General features: G+C 54.7%; 18 protein-coding genes and 1 tRNA gene. 11 read left to right on the top strand and 8 right to left on the bottom strand.

Annotated features, from left to right (window positions below):
- Positions 1–37: 37 nt before the first annotated feature.
- Genes ACOTY9_RS05125 through ACOTY9_RS05105 form a run of 5 tightly spaced genes read left to right on the top strand, consistent with a single transcriptional unit; the run spans position 38 to position 5220 of the window.
- The gene (locus tag ACOTY9_RS05125) at positions 38–1156 is read left to right on the top strand and encodes a beta-ketoacyl synthase N-terminal-like domain-containing protein (protein WP_023337501.1); all 1119 of its coding nucleotides are present in this window, start codon (positions 38–40) and stop codon (positions 1154–1156) included.
- Between the two features lie 15 nt (positions 1157–1171).
- A complete protein-coding gene (locus ACOTY9_RS05120; protein ID WP_045134950.1) occupies positions 1172–1660 on the top strand; it encodes a hypothetical protein in 489 nt (162 codons plus the stop codon).
- Positions 1661–1679: 19 nt separating this feature from the next.
- The gene (locus ACOTY9_RS05115; RefSeq protein ID WP_014884437.1) at positions 1680–3371 is read left to right on the top strand and encodes an NAD(P)/FAD-dependent oxidoreductase; all 1692 of its coding nucleotides are present in this window, start codon (positions 1680–1682) and stop codon (positions 3369–3371) included.
- Positions 3372–3413: 42 nt separating this feature from the next.
- Positions 3414–4724 (top strand): aminotransferase class III-fold pyridoxal phosphate-dependent enzyme, encoded by a 1311-nt coding sequence (locus ACOTY9_RS05110; RefSeq protein ID WP_023338514.1) that lies wholly within the window; start codon positions 3414–3416, stop codon positions 4722–4724.
- A gap of 1 nt (position 4725) precedes the next feature.
- Positions 4726–5220: a flavin reductase family protein gene (locus ACOTY9_RS05105; protein WP_023337497.1), complete on the top strand. Its 495-nt coding sequence runs from the start codon at positions 4726–4728 to the stop codon at positions 5218–5220.
- Between the two features lie 42 nt (positions 5221–5262).
- Here the strand turns inward: ACOTY9_RS05105 and ACOTY9_RS05100 are convergent, their stop codons facing one another.
- Positions 5263–5871, bottom strand: coding sequence for a glutathione S-transferase family protein (locus tag ACOTY9_RS05100; RefSeq protein WP_014884434.1), 609 nt, complete (start codon positions 5869–5871; stop codon positions 5263–5265).
- A gap of 170 nt (positions 5872–6041) precedes the next feature.
- On the opposite strand from ACOTY9_RS05100, the gene ACOTY9_RS05095 reads away from it, so the two are divergent.
- The 3 genes from ACOTY9_RS05095 to ACOTY9_RS05085 all read left to right on the top strand — a co-directional run bounded on the left by ACOTY9_RS05095 (position 6042) and on the right by ACOTY9_RS05085 (position 9187).
- Positions 6042–6950, top strand: coding sequence for a LysR substrate-binding domain-containing protein (locus tag ACOTY9_RS05095; RefSeq protein ID WP_014884433.1), 909 nt, complete (start codon positions 6042–6044; stop codon positions 6948–6950).
- Positions 6951–7525: 575 nt separating this feature from the next.
- Positions 7526–8671 carry an HNH endonuclease signature motif containing protein gene (locus tag ACOTY9_RS05090; RefSeq protein ID WP_248196911.1) on the top strand — a complete coding sequence of 382 codons (1146 nt, stop codon included), beginning with the start codon at positions 7526–7528 and terminating at the stop codon, positions 8669–8671.
- A 15-nt stretch (positions 8672–8686) separates the two neighbouring features.
- Positions 8687–9187: a YrhA family protein gene (locus ACOTY9_RS05085; protein ID WP_283255502.1), complete on the top strand. Its 501-nt coding sequence runs from the start codon at positions 8687–8689 to the stop codon at positions 9185–9187.
- A gap of 129 nt (positions 9188–9316) precedes the next feature.
- On the opposite strand, the gene ACOTY9_RS05080 is transcribed toward ACOTY9_RS05085, so the two are convergent.
- The 6 genes from ACOTY9_RS05080 to ACOTY9_RS05055 form a co-directional block, all read right to left on the bottom strand.
- Positions 9317–9392, bottom strand: a tRNA-Asn gene (locus ACOTY9_RS05080).
- A 164-nt stretch (positions 9393–9556) separates the two neighbouring features.
- Positions 9557–11746 (bottom strand): TonB-dependent siderophore receptor, encoded by a 2190-nt coding sequence (locus ACOTY9_RS05075; protein ID WP_348565398.1) that lies wholly within the window; start codon positions 11744–11746, stop codon positions 9557–9559.
- A 26-nt stretch (positions 11747–11772) separates the two neighbouring features.
- Positions 11773–13098 carry a lysine N(6)-hydroxylase/L-ornithine N(5)-oxygenase family protein gene (locus tag ACOTY9_RS05070; RefSeq protein ID WP_059372591.1) on the bottom strand — a complete coding sequence of 442 codons (1326 nt, stop codon included), beginning with the start codon at positions 13096–13098 and terminating at the stop codon, positions 11773–11775.
- Positions 13095–14837, bottom strand: coding sequence for an IucA/IucC family protein (gene iucC, locus ACOTY9_RS05065; RefSeq protein ID WP_059372589.1), 1743 nt, complete (start codon positions 14835–14837; stop codon positions 13095–13097). The genes ACOTY9_RS05070 and iucC overlap by 4 nt, the downstream gene beginning before the upstream one ends.
- Positions 14834–15781 (bottom strand): GNAT family N-acetyltransferase, encoded by a 948-nt coding sequence (locus tag ACOTY9_RS05060; protein ID WP_059372585.1) that lies wholly within the window; start codon positions 15779–15781, stop codon positions 14834–14836. Before ACOTY9_RS05060 ends, iucC begins: the two co-directional genes overlap by 4 nt.
- Positions 15781–17523 carry an IucA/IucC family protein gene (locus ACOTY9_RS05055; protein ID WP_059372582.1) on the bottom strand — a complete coding sequence of 581 codons (1743 nt, stop codon included), beginning with the start codon at positions 17521–17523 and terminating at the stop codon, positions 15781–15783. The genes ACOTY9_RS05060 and ACOTY9_RS05055 overlap by 1 nt, the downstream gene beginning before the upstream one ends.
- A gap of 138 nt (positions 17524–17661) precedes the next feature.
- On the opposite strand from ACOTY9_RS05055, the gene ACOTY9_RS05050 reads away from it, so the two are divergent.
- Positions 17662–18873, top strand: coding sequence for an MFS transporter (locus tag ACOTY9_RS05050; protein ID WP_045281555.1), 1212 nt, complete (start codon positions 17662–17664; stop codon positions 18871–18873).
- Here ACOTY9_RS05050 and mtfA read toward each other — a convergent pair.
- Positions 18870–19664: a DgsA anti-repressor MtfA gene (gene mtfA / locus ACOTY9_RS05045; protein WP_014884426.1), complete on the bottom strand. Its 795-nt coding sequence runs from the start codon at positions 19662–19664 to the stop codon at positions 18870–18872. The genes ACOTY9_RS05050 and mtfA overlap by 4 nt on opposite strands.
- Positions 19665–19880: 216 nt before the next feature.
- On the opposite strand from mtfA, the gene ACOTY9_RS05040 reads away from it, so the two are divergent.
- Together ACOTY9_RS05040 and ACOTY9_RS05035 are read left to right on the top strand one after the other, a co-directional pair.
- Positions 19881–20027: a DUF2256 domain-containing protein gene (locus ACOTY9_RS05040; RefSeq protein WP_071890883.1), complete on the top strand. Its 147-nt coding sequence runs from the start codon at positions 19881–19883 to the stop codon at positions 20025–20027.
- Entirely contained in the window at positions 20024–21553 is a 1530-nt protein-coding gene (locus ACOTY9_RS05035) for a cryptochrome/photolyase family protein (protein WP_108444076.1), read from the top strand. The genes ACOTY9_RS05040 and ACOTY9_RS05035 overlap by 4 nt, the downstream gene beginning before the upstream one ends.
- The last annotated feature ends 21 nt before the right edge of the window (positions 21554–21574 follow it).

Genomic DNA, 21574 nt, shown 5'->3' with positions numbered 1-21574 from the left:
AACCAGCTTACCGTACTATTTTGCGGTAAAGGAAAAAATGATGACTACTACAACGTATGTCGCCAATGTTGTCGGCATGGGATGGACAACTGCGTCTGGCGATCGTATCGAGGATGTTTTCCAGACATTACTGGAAAAACAAACCGGTATTGCGCCTGCGCCATCGGATCGAAGCTTGCGTACCGATCTGGCCGCCATGCTGCCGGGTGAATGGCCTGCCGAAATGCGCGAAAAATTGATCGCTCTGACGAAACGCACGGCCCGCCAGGCGCTAGAGGATTCGGGTGCAGCAGAACCTGTGCCGGAGGAGCGACGCTTTTTGATTGTCGGAACCAGTCTGGGATTCCGCCTCGACAGCGAGGCGTTTTGCCGGGAGCCGCTCGACGGCTGGGTCAACGAGGTAGCGGAGTCGCTGGGAATGGAAGGGATAGCCCTTTCTACCGCCTGCTCCTCGGGCTCGGATGCTCTTCTTCTGGGGGCGCATTTAATTGCAACGGGGCAAGCCGATCTGTGCGTGTGCGGCGGCGCCGATATTCTTACTGATTCAAAACGTCTGGCCCATAGCGCATTAGGCACGCTCTCACTTTCTACCCTGAAATCGTTCGATGCTACACACGAAGGAACCATTCTCGGAGAAGGGGCCGGTTTTCTGGTGCTGCAACGAGAAGGCGGCTCTGCACCACGCGTGCTGGCAAGGCTTGTCGGTGCTGGGGCGTCTAACGATGCGGCAGGCTTGACCGCGCCGGATGAGCAAGGCAATGGCATCCGCCTGGCATTGCAGCGTGCCCTGACGCAGGCGGGACTTGAACCTGGCGATATTGCGCTTATTAATGCGCACGGTTCGGGTACCCTGACCAACGATCGGGTTGAAAGCAATGCCTATAACCAGTTTTTCACACATCGTCCCTGGGTCTTCGCGACGAAGGGCAATTTTGGCCATACGCTGGGGGCGACAGGGGCGCTGGAAGCCATCGCGCTCATTCATAGCCTCAATGCGGGCACGATCCCCCCGGTGTATGAACTGAAAAAGCCGATTGATGGCCTGCGTTTTAATTTACCTGCCGCGCAGCCTCAGCCCTTAACGGGAAAGACCGGGTTAAGCATGACGATTGGGTTTGGTGGTTTTAACACCTGCCTGATATTTACCGTAATGTAAAAGGTGGGGCAGCTAATGAAGATCGTTTCTACGAGTACCGCACGCTCATTAATCTGGTCTGATTTAGATGAGACCTTGCGCCGGGGGCTAAAAACAGCCGACCCATTGTCTTTAAATGTGCTGTTTACTGTCGATGAACTTTATCAACAGCACCAGGCATTGCTGGATAATCATCTTGAAAGCGTCGGGATTATTCAGTTTGGCACGGCATTCCCGGTGAATACCAGTGAGAAAATTATTCATGACATGGCAATAAAATCGCGCGTCTCTCCGGTCGATTTTATTAATGCCAATGTTGGGGCACCTATTTCCATTTGCTGTACGCGCTATCGCTTTCAGGGACCCACCATGGTACTGACAATGCCGCAGCGCACTGGCAAAGAAATTGCCCTGTCTCTGGCGAGAGAATGGTTAACACAACAGGCAACATATCTTTTTCTGATTCAGGCAGATCACACGCGTGAACATGAAATCGAAATAACAACTCAGTTAGTCACTCAGTAATATTATTAAGGGTAAAGCAATGAAACAAAGTCATTATGATGTGGCCATCATCGGGAGCGGTATTGCAGGAACCATGCTCGGCGCTATTCTGGCAAAACAGAAATTAAACGTGGTAATTATTGATGCCGGTACCCATCCTCGCTTTGCCGTCGGGGAATCGATGGTGCCGGAAAGTGCTGTACTGTTGAAAATTCTGGCGCGTCAGTACAATATTCCTGAGCTGGCGTGGCCGGGGGAAATTCACGCGCTGATGGAAAATATTGGTACGTCGAGCGCCGGTATTAAACTGGCGTTCAGCTTTGCATGGAACGGTAAGAATAAAGCGCATAATCCCCAGGACGTTGTCTCGACACCGGTATTGTCGCCGGAAGCGCATCTGTTCCGTCAGGATATTGATGCCTATTATCTGGCGCTGGCCGCACGTCTGGGGGCCGATATTCGCCAGCAAACCCGCATCCAGTCGATTGAAGAAACCGGCGACGGGATGCTGCTGGATCTGGGAAAAGAGCAGATAAAAGCCAGGTACGTCGTGGATGCAGCAGGCTATCGTTCACCGGTTGCCGATAAGTTTGGCCTGCGCGAGGGTGCACGTGAGATGCAGAGCCGTACGCGTTCGTTGTTCACCCATATGACAGGGGTCAAACTGTATGAAGACGTCATCGCCTCAACGGACGTGACCGGTTCGCCGACCCCGCTCTCACAGAGCACGCTGCACCACATGTTTGAAGGCGGATGGCTGTGGATTATTCCGTTCAACAACCACCCCTATTCGACCAATACCTTATGCAGCGTCGGCCTGCAGTTCGATATTGATAAACATGGTCCCGCAGGCGATCCGGAAGAAGAGTTTACCCGTTTTCTCGATGAGCACCCCTCCGTTGCCCGTCACTTTGAGAGCGCGGCACGGGTACGCGAATGGACCGTTGCACCTCGTCTGAATTACACCAGCCGCGAAAGCGTAGGGGAGCGTTATTGCCTTTTAGGCCATGCAGTGGGCTTTGTCGATCCGCTGTTCTCGCGCGGGTTGGTGAATACGTTCGAATCGATTCTGCGCGTCGCGCCTAAAATTGTTCGTGCCGTCAGACAGGATGACTGGTCAGCAGCGAATTTCGCCAGCTATCAGGATTACAGCCTGGAAGTGGTGAAGGTAAACGACAGGCTGGTGGCAAATTCATTCACCGCATTTGATAGCTTCCCACTGTGGAATGCGTGGTTCCGTATCTGGATTAGCGGCAGTTACATCGGCGTGTTGCGTCTGCGCAAAATCCTCAGCGACTATCAGCAGCACGGTGATGACGAGCGGCTTGAGAAGGAATTTGAAAGCGCAACCTATCCGGGACATCTTTCCATTGAGAGCCCTTACTATGAGGCTATTTTCGATAAGGCCTGCGAAACAATGGAAGCCTATCGCGCCGGTAATCTTCCAGAAAAAGAGGTGATTGCTACGCTTCATTCGCTTTTTGCTGACAACCGCGAGCATTTCCCCATCGATTTCTCTGATTTCACCAATCGTTACCTGTCCCGGGCAACGGAGGAATTTGCCGATTCTCTGTTCTACTGGGCTCATAACGCGCCTGGCGGAATCGGGCACTTGTTCGACCGCGGAGATAAACCGGTCCGTTTCGATTTCCTCGATCCTTACCGCTATGGCGATCGTCAGCAGTTAAACCAGCATGCAGATGCCATGTTGCAACAGGCGCGTCATCAATAACCTGACGGGCGGTTGTTCCGACCGCCCACTGAGGAGAGCGTTATGGATACTGTAGTCGAGCAGCTTTTGCAGCGACGGGAGGGTGCCGTCGCCCGTGGTATTAACCAGATGCATCCGGTTTATATTCAACGAGCGGAAAATGCGGTGATGTATGACGTCAACAACCGTCGCTACATTGATTTTTCCGGCGGCATTGCCGCGCTCAATACCGGCCATCTTCATCCCAACGTCATCGCGGCCGTTGAGCGCCAGCTGCACCAGTTTACCCACAGCTGTTTTGCCGCCACCCCTTATGAATCGTATATTGCGGTGTGTGAACGTATTAACGCCTTAATGCCGGGAGATTTTGACCGACGGAGTTTTCTCCTGACGACGGGGTCCGAAGCGGTGGAAAGCGCGCTTAAGGTTGCCCGCGCGGCCACGCGGCGAAGCGGTGTGATTGTTTTCAGCGGTGCCTATCACGGGCGTACGTTTATGACCCTCGCGATGAACGGCAAAATTGCGCCCTACAGCCAGGGGATGGGGATCATGCCCGGCCCGGTCTTCCGGGCACCCTTCCCGCAGGGAGAGACGGAGCGTGATATTGCTCAGGCGCTGGCGGGCCTCAAGACGATATTAACGAGCGACATTGCCCCCCAGGATGTGGCCGCCATCGTCATTGAGCCCGTTCAGGGAGAAGGCGGGTTTTACGTCGTGCCGCCTGCGTTTATGCGTGCTCTGCGTGAACTCTGTGACCGGGAAGGCATCGTGTTAATCGCGGATGAAGTTCAGTCTGGCGCGGGGCGCACGGGGACGTTCTTTGCTATGGAACAAACCGGTGTTGACGCCGATTTAATTGTGTTCGGTAAATCCGTTGCCGGCGGGCTTCCGCTGTCTGGCGTGGTGGGCCGTGAGTCGCTTATCAACCAGGTGGCACCGGGCGGTCTTGGTGGAACCTGGGCAGGCAACCCGCTTTCCTGCGCGGCGGCGCTGGCGGTACTTAAGCTCTTTGAAGAGACTGACCTGCTGGGCGCAGCCCGGCGTCTGGGTCAACGTCTGCGCTCCGCCTTAGTGTCCATTGTCAGCCCTCTGTCGATTGGCTATGAGATACGCGGGACTGGCGCCATGATTGCGCTGGAGCTTTTTTCTCTGGAGCATGGAGAGCGAACGCCGGCGACCGGGCTTATCGATCGGTTAGTCAAAAGCTGTGCCCGTGAGGGGCTTATTCTTCTTAAATGCGGCAAACAGGCAAATGCTATCCGCTTTTTAATGCCGCTAACGATTGAAGACAGCGTTCTGGATGAAGGGCTGACAATTTTTGCCGGCGCGCTGCAGCAGCAGGTCGCGTCTTCAGGCTTAGCAGAGGTGAAATAATATGGCGCAGTTTGATAGCCGAACATTACGGAATGTATTTGGTCAATTCGCAACTGGCGTGTGTGTCGTGACCATGATGGATAAAGATAACAATTTCCATGGGCTAACCATCAGCAGCTTTAACACCGTCTCCCTGGAACCCCCGCTGGTGCTCTGGAGCCTGCGCAAGCAATCCTGGTACGCTCAGCATTTTCTGGAGGCGGACGCCTTTGCGATAAATGTCCTGTCGGGCCATCAGCATCAGGTTAGCGATATTTTTGCCAGCGCGGGGAGCGACAAATTTCATCGCGTAGACCACCGGGTCAGCGGCTTTAAACTGCCTTTGATTGACGGGGCACTCGCGCATCTTGAATGTAAAATGTGGCGTCAGGTAGACGGTGGCGATCACTGGATATTCATCGGTGAGGTGGTGGATTCGTTACATACTGAAGGTGAACCGCTCATCTTTTTCAACGGTCGCTATGCCACCACCGCGGGTCTGTCGATTCCTGCCTAAAAAAAAGGGGCTGAAAAGCCCCATAACACGCCGAGCGAAGCGTTAACTAAAAGGGTATTTTTTAAATGCCGCCTGGTTTTCGAAAACGTCGGCAACCGCCTGAATCTTTTTAAAATCCCCGGCGTTAACGACGTGAGGGATCATTGACTGAATAAATGTCCAGATAACCGTACTGGTGACAGCAACCTGATCGGCCACCGCATTTTCCGGACGGGCTTCCAGTAGCGCGTTCCATTCCCGACAGGCAGCCAGCAGCTGGACGGTGATACGTTCTATCCACGGATTATGTTGTTTCTCCGCCGGGCGCAGGTTGTGTTCGTACACATTTTGCACAGCTTTCTCCGCGGCGGCGAGGATAAAGCCCAGCGTCTGGAGATCGTTCGCCAGTGCATCCGGCGTCACGGGCAGGAGTCTCCGTTCAGGCGCGGCCTGAGCCTCAAAATAATTCAGTATGAGAGACGAGTCCATCAGACGTGTTCCATTCTCCAGAACCAGCGTTGGCGCTTTTACCGCAGGGTTAATCCGGGAAAATTCCTCAAATGTGCTGAATACGGACAACGGCTGGCTTTCAAACGCAACGCCATAAAGTTCCAGGGAGACCGCCACGCGGCGTACATAAGGAGAATCCATCATGCCAATCAGCTTTATCATGATTCCAGTTTTCCTGTCTGTGTGAAAAAACGCTTCATTGAAGATGATAAACAGACATTACAATAAATTCGTTATGGCGAATATCATCAGTATCTTACGGCCTGAGTTAGTATTACTGACAGATTGGCCGGTTAGCGTTTATCAGATTCAGTCTATGAGGGAGTGGTTTCATGTCGGATTTTCCACCTATCGCAAGTTTGCGTAGTTTTGAAGCTGTGGCTCGCCTTGGCAGCGTAACGCTTGCGGCGAAAGAGCTTCACGTTACCCATTCCGCCATCAGCCAGCAGATTAAAGTGCTGGAGGAAATGGTGGGGGTGAAGCTGTTTATCCGTCATGGGCGAGGGGTGCAGATCAACGAAGAGGGGCGTCTCTACGCGTTACAGGTGCGCGAAGCGCTGAATCATATCGCAGATGCTACCCGGTTAGTGCAGGTGAAACCGAGAATACTGGAACTGACGCTGGCGATGGTGCCGTCTTTTGGTTGTCACTGGTTGTTGCCGCGTCTGGAGCGGTTTCGGGAAAAATATCCACACATCACGCTGCGGATCCAGGCCAGTCTGACGATCACCAGCATGCAGCAGGAAGGGATAGATGTGGCGATACGCATGGGGAAAGGTAACTGGGAAGGAAGCGACTGCCATTATCTGTTTTCAGATGAACTGATTGTGGTTGCAGCACCCGGTTATAACGGCGGCATCCTCCCGGCAACGCCAGCAGAGGTGGCAAAGAGTAAAATCATATTCTCCATGGAGTCGTGGAAAACCTGGTGTTTCAATGCGGGACTGGAAAAAGATATTGTGCCCGGCGGGTTATGCATTAACGACTCAAATTTAGTCCTTGAGGCTGTCAGACTCGGTAAAGGTATCGCGCTGGAACGTCGCTCTCTGGTACAGGATGCCATCACCCGGGGCGAACTGGTCCAGCTTACCCCTTTCACTGCACCTTATCCCTGGCCTTACTGGCTGGTGACATCGCAGTTAACGGAAGCGAAACCGGAGGTGGCTCTCTTTAGTGAGTGGCTGGATGAGGAAGTGGCGGCCTGGCGTCAGTTGACAGGGGCGGTGGAAAGTAACGGCTAACAGAAAAGCAAAAAGCCTGCTTTAAAAGCAGGCTTTTTAAATTTGGATCCTCTAACTGTATGCGTTTTTGCACATACCTTATTGAATTAAAATAAATTAAATTTTTAAAATCGAAATGAGGCTCTTAATAAGGCCCCAAATGTTGTTGCTGTTTTTAAATGTGATGTCTCACATTATAGATTGCTATTCTGACCGCAGGTAAATATGACAATCAGCATTGCGCTACAAGCAAGCTTCCATAGAGAGGCTCCTGGCATTATATGGCAGAAAACATGTTTTTGGTTCCAAATGAAGATAAATATTGCCCTGAACATTTTTCATAGCAGATAAGCACGTTTTTCAGCACCCAATAGATAAAACCAATAGCACCGACAGAATAAAGAAAATATCTAAACCCGCATAAGAGAAGAATTGAAAGTAAGTTATTATGCCTTTCCAACTATTGTTACTTCCAGCTTGTGGCGACATTACATGTTCAGATAATAAATGTATTGTTTGCGTATATTCACAATCTAAATAATTGATCGCATAGCGAGCAATGCTAGTATAACCCCTTAACATTGTGAGGGATCTACATGCACGATTTCAGATTAATGATGGTATGGGATGCAGCAAGAGAGCTTAGCCCGGAAGATTTCCAATACATACTGAGGCCAGAAGTAGCTTTTGAAAGAGCAAGAATTTACTACGATCTTGATTCTGACAACTACTCTCACTTTGGCCTCCAACAAATGCCAAAGCGGAAGAGCGGATTTATCACCCCCTTTTCAACTAAGTATGACCGCAAACGTAATGGTATGTATGACGGTGCTTATGATCATACACAGCATAATATAGATATTGGCTGGTTTATTGGAATAGATGAATCTGAACAATGGGATTACTTTAATCATCCATTCTATTTTGATGAGAAAGGTGATCTTATCTATGATTGCTTTATGAGTCATTGGCATGAATGGTTTGAGATGGAAGTTAGAGATGCTTACCGAAAGTGCTTAGATAGCTATCAGGGAAGGAAACCAGCACCAACACAAAAGATTCATTATTCAGATGCTCCTATACAACACGCTCAAGCCGCCAAAACGATTAACAGTAAAGCAGCAGGACGTTTGTTAGCTGCTGGCGGCATTTATAATGGAAACATTGAAGGATTCAGGAAAACGGCAGAGCAATTAGGCGGTGACGCTGTTCAAGGTTATGACCAGGTATTAAATGAAAAAACAGCAGGTTCAGCGATAGCAGCGGCTTCAATACTTTTAGCTAAAAGACCTAATGCTAAACTATATGAAGAGATGAATAGTTACTTAGGAAAGTTAAGAGGTGAAACTAATTTGCTTGATGGGTTAGAAATTAAGCAAATTAACTACATGAAGCGCAATCCTGCTGAAGCAGCAGCTTTAAGACGCGAGTTTAATATTTCTGTCAGGAAGAGCTTCCTTAAAGATATAGCCGGTACACCGGAAGCTGCAAGCAAGTTTAATCTGTCCGATTTATTGCGTATGTCAGAAGGTGGTGTTCCTGGCGGTTGGAGCGTTCACCACAAGTTACCGTTAGATGATGGTGGTACTAACGCTTTTGATAACCTGTCATTGATTGAAAATGAACCATTCCATAAAGTGCTTACCAATATGCAATCATCCGTAACAAGAGGTATGATAGCAGGTGAGAGCAAAGTAACACCGTGGGCTGTGCCAACTGGTTCAATTTATCCGCTAAATTAATTATCAGGAATTAAAATGCGTAATAATATTAGTAAAATTCTGAGTGATTTAAAAAGCAAAATGACCAATTGGAATTATCCAATAGAAGAGCCTATCACAGAACAATACCTGGAGAGTATAACTAAGCGAAAATCACCTTCTGGCTTAAGCCCAATGCTGGAAAAGCTAGGTGATGAAGTTTGTCTATTATTCGTAAATCAGCCTGATTATGTTACTTTCTTAGAAATAATGGATGGATTTGAATTTGATGGGCTGATTTTGTTTAGCCTATCCATACCTGAGCCATTAGTAAGAAACTTGTTTGTAATGAATGATTTTTACAGGAATAATGATGATTACATCAATCCTGATTTAAGTGAGAGAATAGTTATTGGCAATGACAGCATTTCTATATTTACCTACGACAGTAAAAAAAATCTGTTTGAAATTAGAGATAATGTAGGTACTGAAAATGTCTTTGGTTCATTTTCGAACTTTACAGATTTTCTATCAGAAATATTAGATGCAGTAGCTTAAATTACGGAGGGGCTAGAATGCCCTGACGACGTTGTAAATAAGGTGCTTGCCAGGCTGGATGCGATTCTGAATTAACATCAGAGATGCAGAAAAGCAAAAAGCCTGCTCTAAAAGCAGGCTTTTCAAATTTGGCTCCTCTGACTGGACTCGAACCAGTGACATACGGATTAACAGTCCGCCGTTCTACCGACTGAACTACAGAGGAATCGTGTGAACGAGGCGCATAGTAGCGACCTCAGTTCGTCTTGTCAAAGGGGGAAAACGTACTTTTCGTTCGTTTGCCGACAATTTCAGCAAATCGCTGATTTTATAGCAAATTCGCGCTGAAATTACGCAGCAAATTGCGCCGCCCGCAGGCGGCGCACAGGATCAGAACAGTACGGAGTAGTTCAGACCAAACGTACGGCCACGGCCTTTATAGGTATACAGACCTGGTGCACCGTAGGTTGGGCTATACAGCCCCGGCGCGCGCTGACCCCAGGCGGTGGTGTAGTCTTTGTCCAGCACGTTTTCCACGCTGAAGCTCACTTTACCCACCGGCAGGGCGTAGCTACCCAGGAAGTCGACCGTGTTATAGCCATCGATCTTCTTGCCGTCCGCATCTGACACGTCAAAGGTCTGCGAGCTCTGCACGCGCAGGGTCCAGTCGCCCGGTGCCCAGTTGACCCATGCGCTGGCTTTTGACGGGCTGGCGCTGTCTACCGTCAGCTTCTCCCATTTGCCGTTTTCGCGGGTTTCAGACTTAATGGCGTTAAAGTTCGCGCCCGTGCTCCAGTCGCTGTCGGTGAAGAAATAGTCCACCTGGCCTTCAATCCCGTAGATACGACGCTTGTCGTCTTCGAGGTTGATGGTCATGTCCGTCTTGTTGATGGTGATCGTTTTGTCCGAGAGCGAGTAGTACGCCGCGACCTGGGTACGCAGGTTATCGCCGGTGTAGCGCCAGCCCAGCTCGTAAGCGTTGACCTTGATGCCGTCAAGCGTCGAGTCGTTCACGTTCACGCTGTTCAGCAGGCGATAGTGACCGTTGCTGAGCTGATAAGTCCCGGAACCGTAGTACTTCGCCAGATCCGGAATTTCAAAGCCCTGGGAGAAGTTAAACCACAGCTGCTGCTGTTCGGTCAGACGACCGAGGATCCCGGCGTTGAACAGGAAGTTATTGTAATCGGTTTTCCCGCCCGGCACCGCGTCTGCGGAGGTGGCTTTCCCGGTTGCAATGGCCTGCTGCTGGGCGTAACCCACAAAATCGTCCACCTTGTTTTCGGTGTACTGGTAGCGCACGCCGCCGCTCAGGGTGATGGCGTCAATGTCGTAGCTGGCCTGCAGGAACGGGGCGAGGTTGGTAATGCTGTAACCCGGGTAGCGGCCCACGTTATAGGCGTTATCAAGCTCCATGCCGCCGCTCGCCGCTGCTTTGCTCAGATCAAAGAACTGCTGATTGGCATCGAAGGTTTCATGGTCGGCATCCACACCCCAGGTCAGGGTTAAATCATCCATCGGTTTGCTGTTCAGCGTCAGCTTGCCGCCGTAAAAATCGGTTTTCTGCTGCGACGCACCGATGCTGCTCACGACGCCTTTGGTCAGGGTCGGGAAGGGGTAGTAGGTCAGGATTTCGTCACGATAGTAAATCTGCGCAACCAGATCCTGGCCCCAGAAGTCGGTATTGGAGTATTGCAGGTTAATCAGATGACGCTCGGTACCCGGTATACGGTCAGAATCGAGATTACCTTTGTTATAGGCAGTCGCATCGCCCGTGACCGCCGAGAAGTTTTTCCCGAGGTACAGGCCATGCTTGCCGTCGGACTCGCTCTTATAGTACTGCGTCGTGAGCTGAAGCTGCTGGTGTTCATCAATGTTGAGGGTGCCGGTCCCCATCACATCAATACGGTCGGAATACTGTAAGCCGGTCTGGGTGTTATCAATGATCACCTCGTCGCCGTTGCCGTCATACCAGCCGCCGTAACGCTGATACGACACCGACAGACGACCCGAGGCGTTGTCGTTGCCGCCGCTGACCGCCGCCGACACGTTCTCATCGTGGTCGTTGTGGCTGTTAAAGCCGCTTTTTGCTCCGGTCTGGAACTCAACTTCGGTCTCCGGCTGGCCTTTTTTGGTGACGATGTTCACCAGGCCGCCGGTGCTGCCGCCGCCGTAGAGGGACGTGGCGCCGGAGATCACTTCGATACGGTCAATGTTGAACGGATCGATGGAGTCGAGCTGGCGGCTGTCGCTGCGGGAGGAGTTCAGGCGCACGCCGTCCACCATCACCATCATCGAGCGGCCGCGCAGGTTCATACCGTAGTTGGTACGCCCCTGGCTGCTGACGTCCATGCCCGGGATCAGCTGCGCCAGGACTTCTTTAATCTCCTTTCCGCCCTGAACCTGCTGCTCAATTTCAGACCGTTCAATAACCCACGTGGTCTGCGCCATCTCGGCCACGCTGCGGTGTGCACGGCTGGCGGAGACCACGATATTTTCTTCCTTTTGTTCTTCCGCCCACGCAGAGGTAGAAAGCATTGCAAGCAAGCAAGGATTTAAAACCCAAAGATGAGAACGTTTCATTGTTATGTTGATCCTGATTGTGTGTGTCAGTACTCGGTCGTTTTCTCTAACGCGTTAAAAACCGGGCTGCTGTCCTGGCTGGCGGTGGTGCGCCAGTGGATAACGCCGGGTGTGGTAGCCAGCTCAAATGGCTCGTCAGGATGCGCGCGGTTAAGAATGCGTGCGGCACGCCAGGCCATCAGGCTGAGCTGGGGTTCAGCAATGCCGAGACGGTGCATCCCGGCATTGACGGCAAACAGGCGGTTGCTCTGCGGGCCGTCCCATTCGAGGGTGAAATCGTTGTTGATGCAGAAGGCTTCGTCCGTATCCAGATGCAGGCGGTGAGACAGCGGGGCAAGGAACGCAGGCTGCACGGCGCGGTAACCGGTGGCAAAGATCACCACGTCGGTATCCAGCTGTTCGCGACCGCCGTCGAGATGATGCTGTATGCTCAGACGCTGACCGTTTTCCTGACGCGCCAGTGACGTCACCGAGCGGGACGGCAAAAGGTGCGCCCACGGTTTTTCACGCAGCACCTCAAAGCGGTGATACATGGCGCGGTAAATTGCCAGCAGGGACTCGGTGGTAATGCCGTCAGAGGTCATCTTCTGCTCGTGCAGCATCTGACGACGGGCCTCTTCGCCGAGCGTGGAGAAGCTGTCCACATACTCCGGCGTGAAGTACTCGTTGGCGAAGGCGGCTTCATCCAGCGCGTTATAATTGTTACGGCGCGACACCCAGTTCAGGCTTAGCGGCTGGCCCCATTCCCCGCGGAAGATATTTAAGAACAGGTCGGCACCGCTCTGGCCGCCACCGACGACGGTCACGCGCTTGCCCGCTAAATTTGGCGTGCGCAGCATCATCTCGCTGGCGTGGAAACAGGTGTCGTCCTGCACCGTCACGCAATCCGGGAGGTTAATCTGTTTGCCAATCCCCACGCAGACGTGGCGGGCAAAGAACCGATCCCGCTGGGTCACGACCTCAAACAGACCGCTTGTCTCATCAAAGCTCACCTGCTGCACCTGCTGGCTGAAGGCGAGGTTGGTGAGGTTTTCTGCCGCCCAGCACAGGTAATCGGCAAACTCTTCGCGAGACACCGTGCGCTGTTCGGTGGTCAGGAAGCGGTAGAACTTTTTACGCTGCACCAGGTAGTTCAGGAAGCTGTGGCGGTTGGTCGGCTCCACGGCGCTGACCAGATCCTTCAGGAAGCTGGTCTGCATGTGGCAGTCCGGCACCATCATCCCCGGGTGCCAGGAGAAGTGCGGCTTGCGCTCAAGGAACAGCGAGCTAAAACCGTCCAGCCCTTCGGCCAGGGCGGCGATGCTGAGGTTAAACGGGCCAATACCAATGCCGATGAAATCATAGGTTTTCATTGCGCTGACTCCCGGGAGGCCAGAAAAAGAGGGTTATCAAGGTCGGTAACGTAGTTCGGCAGCATGCGGCTGCCGCCGTCATGCTCGGAGAAGGTCAGTTTGACCGGGTTAAGGATCACGCGAATAATTTGCGGCTTAAACAGGTCGAACATCGCGAAACGTTCCGCAAGCTCGGGGTGCGCAGCCATATACCGGCGCAATACCCCCGCCAGGATTTGATAGAAACGGATTTCGCTCACGCCGCATTGCAGGGTGAGACGCGAGATAAAGCGCAGCACCGTTACAAAGTTGCCGGTTTGCAGGTCGTGGATGATGTAATCCGCGCTCAGACGTGCCGTAACGTCCTTCACCTGCGCCGGCAGGCTCTGCGCCTGCGGGAAATCTTCGTCCACCAGACGCATATCACCCTGGAAATCCTTCAGCAGGATGCGCTGCGGCACGTAGTTTTTCATCACCAGCGTCACGTTCTGGCCGTGGGCGATCAGCGCCACGCCGTAGCGGCAGAGCAGGTGATAGAACGGGATCACCGTCGCGTCGAACAGCTTTTCAAGCCAGGCGTCGGCGCTTAGCCCCGAGCGCTTAATCCACGCGTCGATCAGCGGACGCCCGGCGTTATCGGTTTCCATCAGCGCCGCCATCAGCACCGCCTGTTCACCGTCTTCTAAATAACAGGACGGATTCTCGCGCCAGATCACCCCCAGCATCTCCTGATAGCGGTAGGGCGCTTTCGGTAATGCGGCATAGCCCGGATGCGACAGATATCCGGCGGCGGGTTCACCCAGTACCTGCGCGCCGCAGCGAATCAGCGTGGCGTCAGAGGCGAACTGCTGCTGCAGCCAGCGCGAGGCCAGCGGCCCGGCGGCAATGTATTTGCCCGGAATGCCGCGATAGCAGGAGGTGTTGTAGATGGTCAGCGGCAGCTTGATGTCAAACGGCGCGCGACGGCTGGCGTTGGTGAGCGTGCGCAGGGACTGCTGCGCCAGATACTCATCGCCAAATTCGCCCAGCTCCACCATCTCACCGCGCGCCAGCTGCGCCAGGAAGTGAATGGCAATTTTCTGCTGCCACTGCCACGGGTGTAGCGGCACGGGCAGCCAGCTTTCGTCGAGCCCCAGCGCCTGCCAGCGATGCTCAAACCGGACGTGCTCGGCGTTGTCCATGGTACTGGCAAGCAGATTCTGAATGTCGCAATCGGCGTCGCTGCTCCAGACCAGGTGTTCACGCTGAACGGCAACCCAGTGCAGACGAAAACGTCCGCGATACTCAGGCGCGTACTGATGCAGGGCATCCAGCCCCCATCCGCGGCGGCCTTTGTTGAAAATAAACTTAGGATGACCGCTCATCAGACACTGTAATTCATCCGGGTCGAGGTGGATCAGTGCGTCGGCATCCAGCGCTTCACGCGCCTGGAGCAGCTGAATATCACCGCGCAGCGTGGCGTAAAGATCTTCCATATGCTCCGCCGTTTGCGCGTCGCTCATCTCCAGCACGGTCGCCAGCTGCAGCAGCGCGCTTTCCGCTTCCACGGCGGCGCCGCTGGCGGTGGTCAGGGTATCAGGATCGATATGCAGCCAGCCCCAGATCCCGCGCGTGGCGCGAAACTGCCAGGACTCCATGCCCATGGTGATGCGCCAGCCGTCCGATGAAACCGGCTCAGCGCGCAGGGTACGTTCGTATTCCAGTTCGGCGAGGATCTTCGCCACCATCTCGCGGTTTACTTTCTGCCAGAGCGCGTTCACAGTTCCACCTCATGGAAGAAGCGGTGACGCTCGCTCACGATCAGGCGCGAGCGCTTGTGCGGGAAGTCGAACTCTTTTGCGGTGTCGAAACCGGCGGACGCCAGGTGGCGGAACAGGCGTTGGTTGTCGAAGCGCGGCTCGGCCACAATGCGCGTCGTGCGCGGTTCATCCAGATACAGGTAGTGGCTCAGACCGCGCAGCCAGCTGCGGATGTACTGCGCGCCGCGCCAGCGCTCTTCGCCCACCAGCATATGCAGCCCGCGGTCGAACGGCTGCCAGCGGTAGTGGCGGCCAATGCGGTCTTCAGGTGCCCAGTAGAGTTCAAAGTAGCCGAACGGCTGGTCGTCGAAGCAGCCGATAACCGGGTAGCAGTAGGTCGAGTCAAGCTGACGGCGCAGGTAGTTTTCCTGTTCGGCCTGCGAGCCGGCCATCTCCCAGAAGGCGTTCACGCGCGGGTTGTTCATCCATTGCGTGAATCGTTCGCCATCCAGCGCCACGTCGGCCACGCGGAAGCTCAGCGTGCGTTTAATTTGCGGATCGTAACGGCGATACACCTCACCCTGCGGGCGGCGAGGGCGCTGCGGGAAGTACAGCTGACGGCTCTCATCAAACTGCATACCGTTGCTCGTCTGCGGTCGTTCGCCTTTCAGCCAGAGCGGCAATTGCCAGAAGGTTTCACGCGCCAGGTAATCCCCGTGGACCAGGCTAAACAGCGCCTTTGCCTGAGGTTCATCCTGCCAGGTTGCCCACGGCAGCGTAATGCCGGTCAGCGCGGGTGCGGCGACAAACAGCTGATCCAGCGCTTCCACCAGCCAGCCCGCCGGGATAGCCCCGAGACGCTCCAGCACCGCGCTGCCGTCGAGACCTAACGTCAGCGGCAGCGCGGTATCCGTTGCGGTGCAGCGAAAGCCGAAGCCAGAATGGACGATATTCGCGATGGCCATTACGCCTTCTCCTTGTAGAACGGGTTGCTAAAGTCGAAATAGATCACCGCCGGATCGGCGATGGTGTTTTCGTTGCGATCGTGCAGATAACAGAAGAAGTTGCCTTTGCAGTTCCAGGTCGGGCTGTCCAGCACGTAGTCAAGGCAGCGGGTCTGCTTCGCCGTACGGCGCAGCGCGACCAGCGCGTCACGTACGCGCGCCATCAGGCGCTCTTCACTGTCGAAACCGGCGGCGGCAAGGGCGGCAGTCACCGCAAGGGTGGAGTTCAGCAGCAGGTAGTAAGGGAAGTAGCGCAGCAGCTGGCTCTCACCGAAGCGGTTTTCCACGTCAGTTTCACCCGCCTCTTTCAGCCACCCGTCGGCTCCTTCGGTCCAGGCGCTGCCCTGGCAGTCACGGTAGATAAGCCCGACGGGGAAATCCTGTTGCATCTCAACGAGGATATTTTGCTGGTGGGCGAGCAGCACCAGGCCGTAGTCCGCCTCGGCGCTGAACAGGGGGAGTAACACGCGGTCGCAATAGGCGTCCAGCCAGCAGCGTGCGGCCTGAGCGAGGGGTAAATCCAGACGCTGGCTCAGACGACGCACTGCCGCAGCCAGCAGGCTGTCACCGCCATCCGGGGCGGCCTGGGTCAGGCTGACCAGCACGTTGGTCTGCGTGTCCGGCGTGTCAAACAGCAGATTGACGCGCAGGGCCATCAGGCTCTCTTCCTGCACCACGCCGTTTTCGTCACGCAGCCCCGCCCAGCCGTCTTCCTGCATCACGCGCATCGTCGGGTAGCGTGCCTGAAGCGTTTGCCAGCGTTCCGTTTTCGCCAGGCGCGCCAGGCGCATCCCGCGCTTAACTTCTTTCACCGACAGCGTGCGCACGGAATTGGTCAGGCGCACGCTGAGGGAGAATTTAATCATGTCGCTGTTGGTTTCGCTGTACAGCGAGCGGGACGAGCTGGTGGGCAGCCACTGTGGGCCCGCTTCGCCCAGATCCTGCAATGAACCGTTTTCCACCAGACGCTGGCACCAGGCCTGACCCAGCAGATGCTCTGCCTGCCATGGGTGCATAGGCAACAGCCAGCGCGTGTCGGTGAAGTGGCCGAGCAGCTCAGGCGCGCTCTGGGCGGCGAAGCGCAGCAGACGTTCGCGCAGGGAGACGTTCAGGCTGTCACCGGCAATGCGCGTGCTCTCAACGGCAAACCAGCGCAGCGGGAAACGGGAGGCAAAATCAGGCAGATAGCGTCGCGCTTCGGTTTCGTTGAATGGCTCGTGCGACTTCGGTGCCGGGTGAAATGCGTGGCCGACCAGCAGCGCCTGTTCCGCTTCAGCAAACGTCAGCGGTTTATCACGCAGCGTGGACCAGCTGTGGCGCAGGTCGATCGCCTGCCAGGTATGCGCATGACTTTCCAGCACGCGTTGCTTAAAACGCGCCAGCGTATCGGCATCAAGAACGCCTTTTACTGATGGTTTTTCAAGAAGTAAATCAACAAGTTGGGTATATGTGACGGCGTCACCGCAGTCGCTATCGCTCTGGATAAGCGTTGCCGGGAAACAGTACTGATGGTGCTGGGTGGGGGAGAAATAGCGTACCGGAACCCGCAGGGCCTGAGCGGGAGAAAGCGGGATATGAATATGCGCCAGCTCATCCGCAGCGGCTGCGGGGAGATAGCGCCAGTCCGTCGTTTCGCGCAGCAGGGCGTTTAAAAAACACTGGGCCGCAACGTCTGTACCGGCGGAGCGGGGCAGAGTACGCATAGATGTACCTCATTCCATGATTGATAATAATTCTCGTTATGATATTCATTCTATTTACACTCGCAACCATTTTTGCAATATTTGTTTTCATAAACTTCATAATTTCCACACATTTATTGACACTATGTTCACATTCTCATGCGCGCTAATTCAGAAACGCTGACTGAAAACGTCACCTCTAAAGCCAACTGGCCGCTGGCACTCTGTGCAGGTTTATTGGGCATCGGGCAGAACGGTTTACTGGTCATGCTCCCGCAGCTGGTGAACCTGACCGGGCTGTCGCTCTCGGTCTGGGCCGGGCTGTTAATGTTCGGCTCCATGCTTTTTTTACCGGCATCGCCCTGGTGGGGGCGTCAGAGCGAGCGACGCGGCTGTAAGGTCGTGATGGTGGCCTCGCTCAGCGGCTATCTTGCCAGCTTCGCCGTGATGGCCGTGGTGGTCTGGGCAATGGCGGCCGGGTTGCTCCAGAGCACCTGGGGGCTGGCGGGGTTGATCTTTTCGCGCCTGCTCTACGGTTTAACCGTGTCGGGGATGGTGCCTGCCGCCCAGACCTGGGCTATTCAGCGTGCGGGGCTGGACAAACGCATGGCGGCGCTGGCCACCATCAGCTCCGGCCTGAGCTGCGGCCGTCTGCTTGGACCACCGCTGGCAGCAATGATGCTCAGCATTAACCCGGTGGCACCGCTCTGGCTCATGGCGATTGCGCCGTTTATCGCTCTGCTGCTGGTGCTGCGAGAAGTGGCCGACCCTCCGCTGCCGCCGGTGGCGCATCAGGCGACCCGTCTGCAGGTCTCTATGCTGCCGTTCCTGCTGCTGGCGATGCTGCTGGCGGCGCTGGTGAGCCTGATGCAGCTTGGCCTCACGCCGCATCTCAGCCCCTTGCTGGAGGGCAACGCCCGTGAGATCAGCCACCATGTTGCGCTCCTGCTGAGCCTGGCCGCGCTGGCCACGCTCGCGGCGCAATTTTTGATTGTTCGCCCGCAGCACTTCAGCCCGCTGACGTTGCTCTGTATGGCGGCGGTATTGATGGTGGCAGGACTTGGGTTGATGTGTATTGCCGGGCTGGCGCTGTTCTACGTGGGAATTGCTGTCACCTCGCTCGGCGCGGCGATGGCTACACCGGGCTATCAGCTACTGTTGAACGATCGGCTGACCACGGGGAAAGGCGCGGGCGCGATCGCCACCAGCCATACGTTAGGCTACGGCATCAGCGCGCTGCTGGTGCCCGTCGTCACGCGCTTTTTCGGTGAGCAGTATTTAACGATGGCGGCAGGGGGAATGGCGGTGCTGTTTCTCGTACTGAGCATCGGGGTACGGTTAACCGGGCGCACCCCTGTCGAAAAAAATTAATGTACCTGGTGAGGGGAAGGGCCGACCGCCTCATTTTGACGCAGACGCTTAAGCGGATCCTGCTGATAAAACTGGGTAAAACGCTGCCATAGCGCCGGGAAACGCGGGGCGAAGAGTTCGGGGGCGCTGAAGAAGTACTCTGAAAGCACCGCGAAGCACTCTGCGGGATCGGTCGCCGCGTAGGCATCAATGCTGGCGGCACTTTCGCCCACGAGATCGATCTCGTCCTGGATGTTATCCATCGCCGCATGCAGATCGTGCTCCCATCCTGCGACTTCACGCAGCGGGATCAGCGGAACGCCGCTGGCGCGGTCGCCGTTGCGGGTATCCAGCTTATGCGCGACTTCATGAATAATCAGATTAAAGCCTGACGCGTCGAACGAGTCCTGAATGTCGAGCCAGTTCAGGATAATCGGCCCTTGCTGCCAGCTTTGTCCGGACTGTACCACCCGCTGGTTGTGTACCAGGCCGATGTCATCCTCCCACTCATCGTCGACGATGAAGGGCGCCGGGTAGATCAGCACTTCGTGGAAGCCGTCCAGCCACTCGATACCCAGTTCAAGCACCGGCAGGCAGAAAAGCAGGGCGATACGCGCGTTTTTCAGGGGATCCAGCTCGAAGCCCTGCAGAGGAACCAGGCGTTTTTGCTGCAAAAAACGATCCGCCAGCTGAACCAGTTTTGACTGTTCGTCCGGCTGGAGATTCGCCAGAACAGGGATCGCCAGCGCGTCATCCCACGGCAGCGCCATATCCCGGCCAGCCTCATTCGTTTTCCAGGGCCACTTAATCATCGCTTTGCTCGCAAACTCGTCACTTGAACAAAAATGGGAAAGTCAGGTTCAGTTAAGATGCCAGAAAATGGCTTATTTCTACACTTCCAGCCTGAATAAACTATCATTTCGTACAGAGCAGTAGGTAGCGCTTTGCAGGCATCACCTTCATTTTGTGATGTCTGTCGTAGCCTTTATCCGCAGCCCGAGTGAATAAATCAGTCCGGTATTGAAAAGATGAGTGATTTCAAAGGTAACAAGCAGAACCTGCCCAGTCGAGCGTGTTTGCACTGCCAGCGGCCCATGACGTGGCGCAAGAAGTGGGCGAAATGCTGGGATGAGGTCAAATTCTGTTCTGAGCGCTGTCGCAGGAGCCACCGTTGACCGAACTACGCCTGATTCTGGGCGATCAGCTCAATCCACATCACAGCTGGTTTGATACCTGCAGCGCGAATGTCATTTACGTGATGCTGGAACTGCGGGCAGAAACCGCGTATGTCCTTCATCATGCTCAGAAAATCATCGCTATCTTCGCAGCCATGCGCGCGTTTGCCGCTGAGTTAAAAGAGAAGGGGCATCGGGTAAGGTATGTCCGGCTCTCTGAGGGTTCAAATCGCGGCGCGCTGGAAGATAATCTCAACGCGCTTATCGCACATTACCATGCTGGCAGGGTGATGTGGCAGGAGCCCGATGAATGGCGCCTTGATGCGCAGTTGCAGGCGTGGGCGAAAACGGCGACCGTCGAAACGACCTGCGTCAGCAGCGAGCATTTTTTCACCTCCCGGGAGCAGGTGAGCGCGTTCTTTGCATCGCGTAAAAGCTGGCGAATGGAATATTTTTACCGGGAAATGCGTCGTCAGCATGGCGTGCTGTTGACTCCGGAAGGCGAGCCAGAAGGGGGGAAATGGAATTTCGATGCTGAAAACCGCAAGCGCTGGTCCGGTGAACCGCCTGCTCCGGATGACTCTCGCATCTGCCACGATCGCTCAGCATTATGGGAAGAGATCCAACGCTGCGGCGTACGCACCTTTGGCGAACCGCGGGCCAACACTTTTCGCTGGCCAGTCGACCGCGCTGAAGCTAAAGCCCGGCTGGATGCGTTTATTTCGCACGTCCTGCCCCAGTTTGGTAACTGGCAGGATGCAATGCACACGGAAGAACCTTTTCTTTTCCACTCTTTAATTTCATTTGCGCTGAACACTAAAATGCTCAATCCCCGGGAAGTGGTTGCCGCCGCCGAGCAGGCATGGCGCTCGGGTGATGCGCCGTTGCCTGCTGTCGAAGGGTTCATCCGGCAAATTCTTGGCTGGCGGGAGTATGTGCGCGGGATCTACTGGTCGCAAATGCCGGGTTATCGGGAGATGAATGCGTTAGAGCAGCACACCCCGCTGCCGGAGTGGTTCTGGACGGGCAAGACGCAAATGCGCTGCCTGGCGCACGCCATTGGACAGTCGCTCACTGAGGCTTACGCCCACCATATCCAGCGCCTGATGATTATCGGGAATTTTAGCCTGCTCGGCGGTCTCTCGCCGCAGGCGGTACATGAATGGTATCTGGGCGTTTATATTGATGCGTTTGAGTGGGTAGAATTGCCCAATACTCTCGGCATGAGCCAGTTTGGCGATGGCGGTTTACTGGCCAGTAAGCCTTATGTTTCAAGCGCGTCTTACATCCATAAGATGAGTAACTACTGTCAGGGATGTCGGTATCAACACAATCAACGCACCGGCGAGCTGGCGTGTCCCTTCAATGCGCTTTACTGGGATTTCTTTGAGCGTAACCAGGCACGTCTCGGTCACAATCCCCGGCTGGGCATTGTCTTTAAACAACTCGCGGATATGACGGAAGAGGAACGGCACGCTATTGCTGAGCGCGCCGGACACATTCGTCTCAATCTCAACGACCTTTGAACGGCATTCCGACACCGCGCC

This window comes from Enterobacter cloacae complex sp. SHL012 (assembly GCF_049237505.1).
GTDB classification, from domain to species: Bacteria; Pseudomonadota; Gammaproteobacteria; order Enterobacterales; family Enterobacteriaceae; genus Enterobacter; species Enterobacter kobei.
The sequence above is the reverse complement of the archived record's forward strand: the minus strand, read 5'-3'. Positions and strand labels throughout refer to the sequence as shown.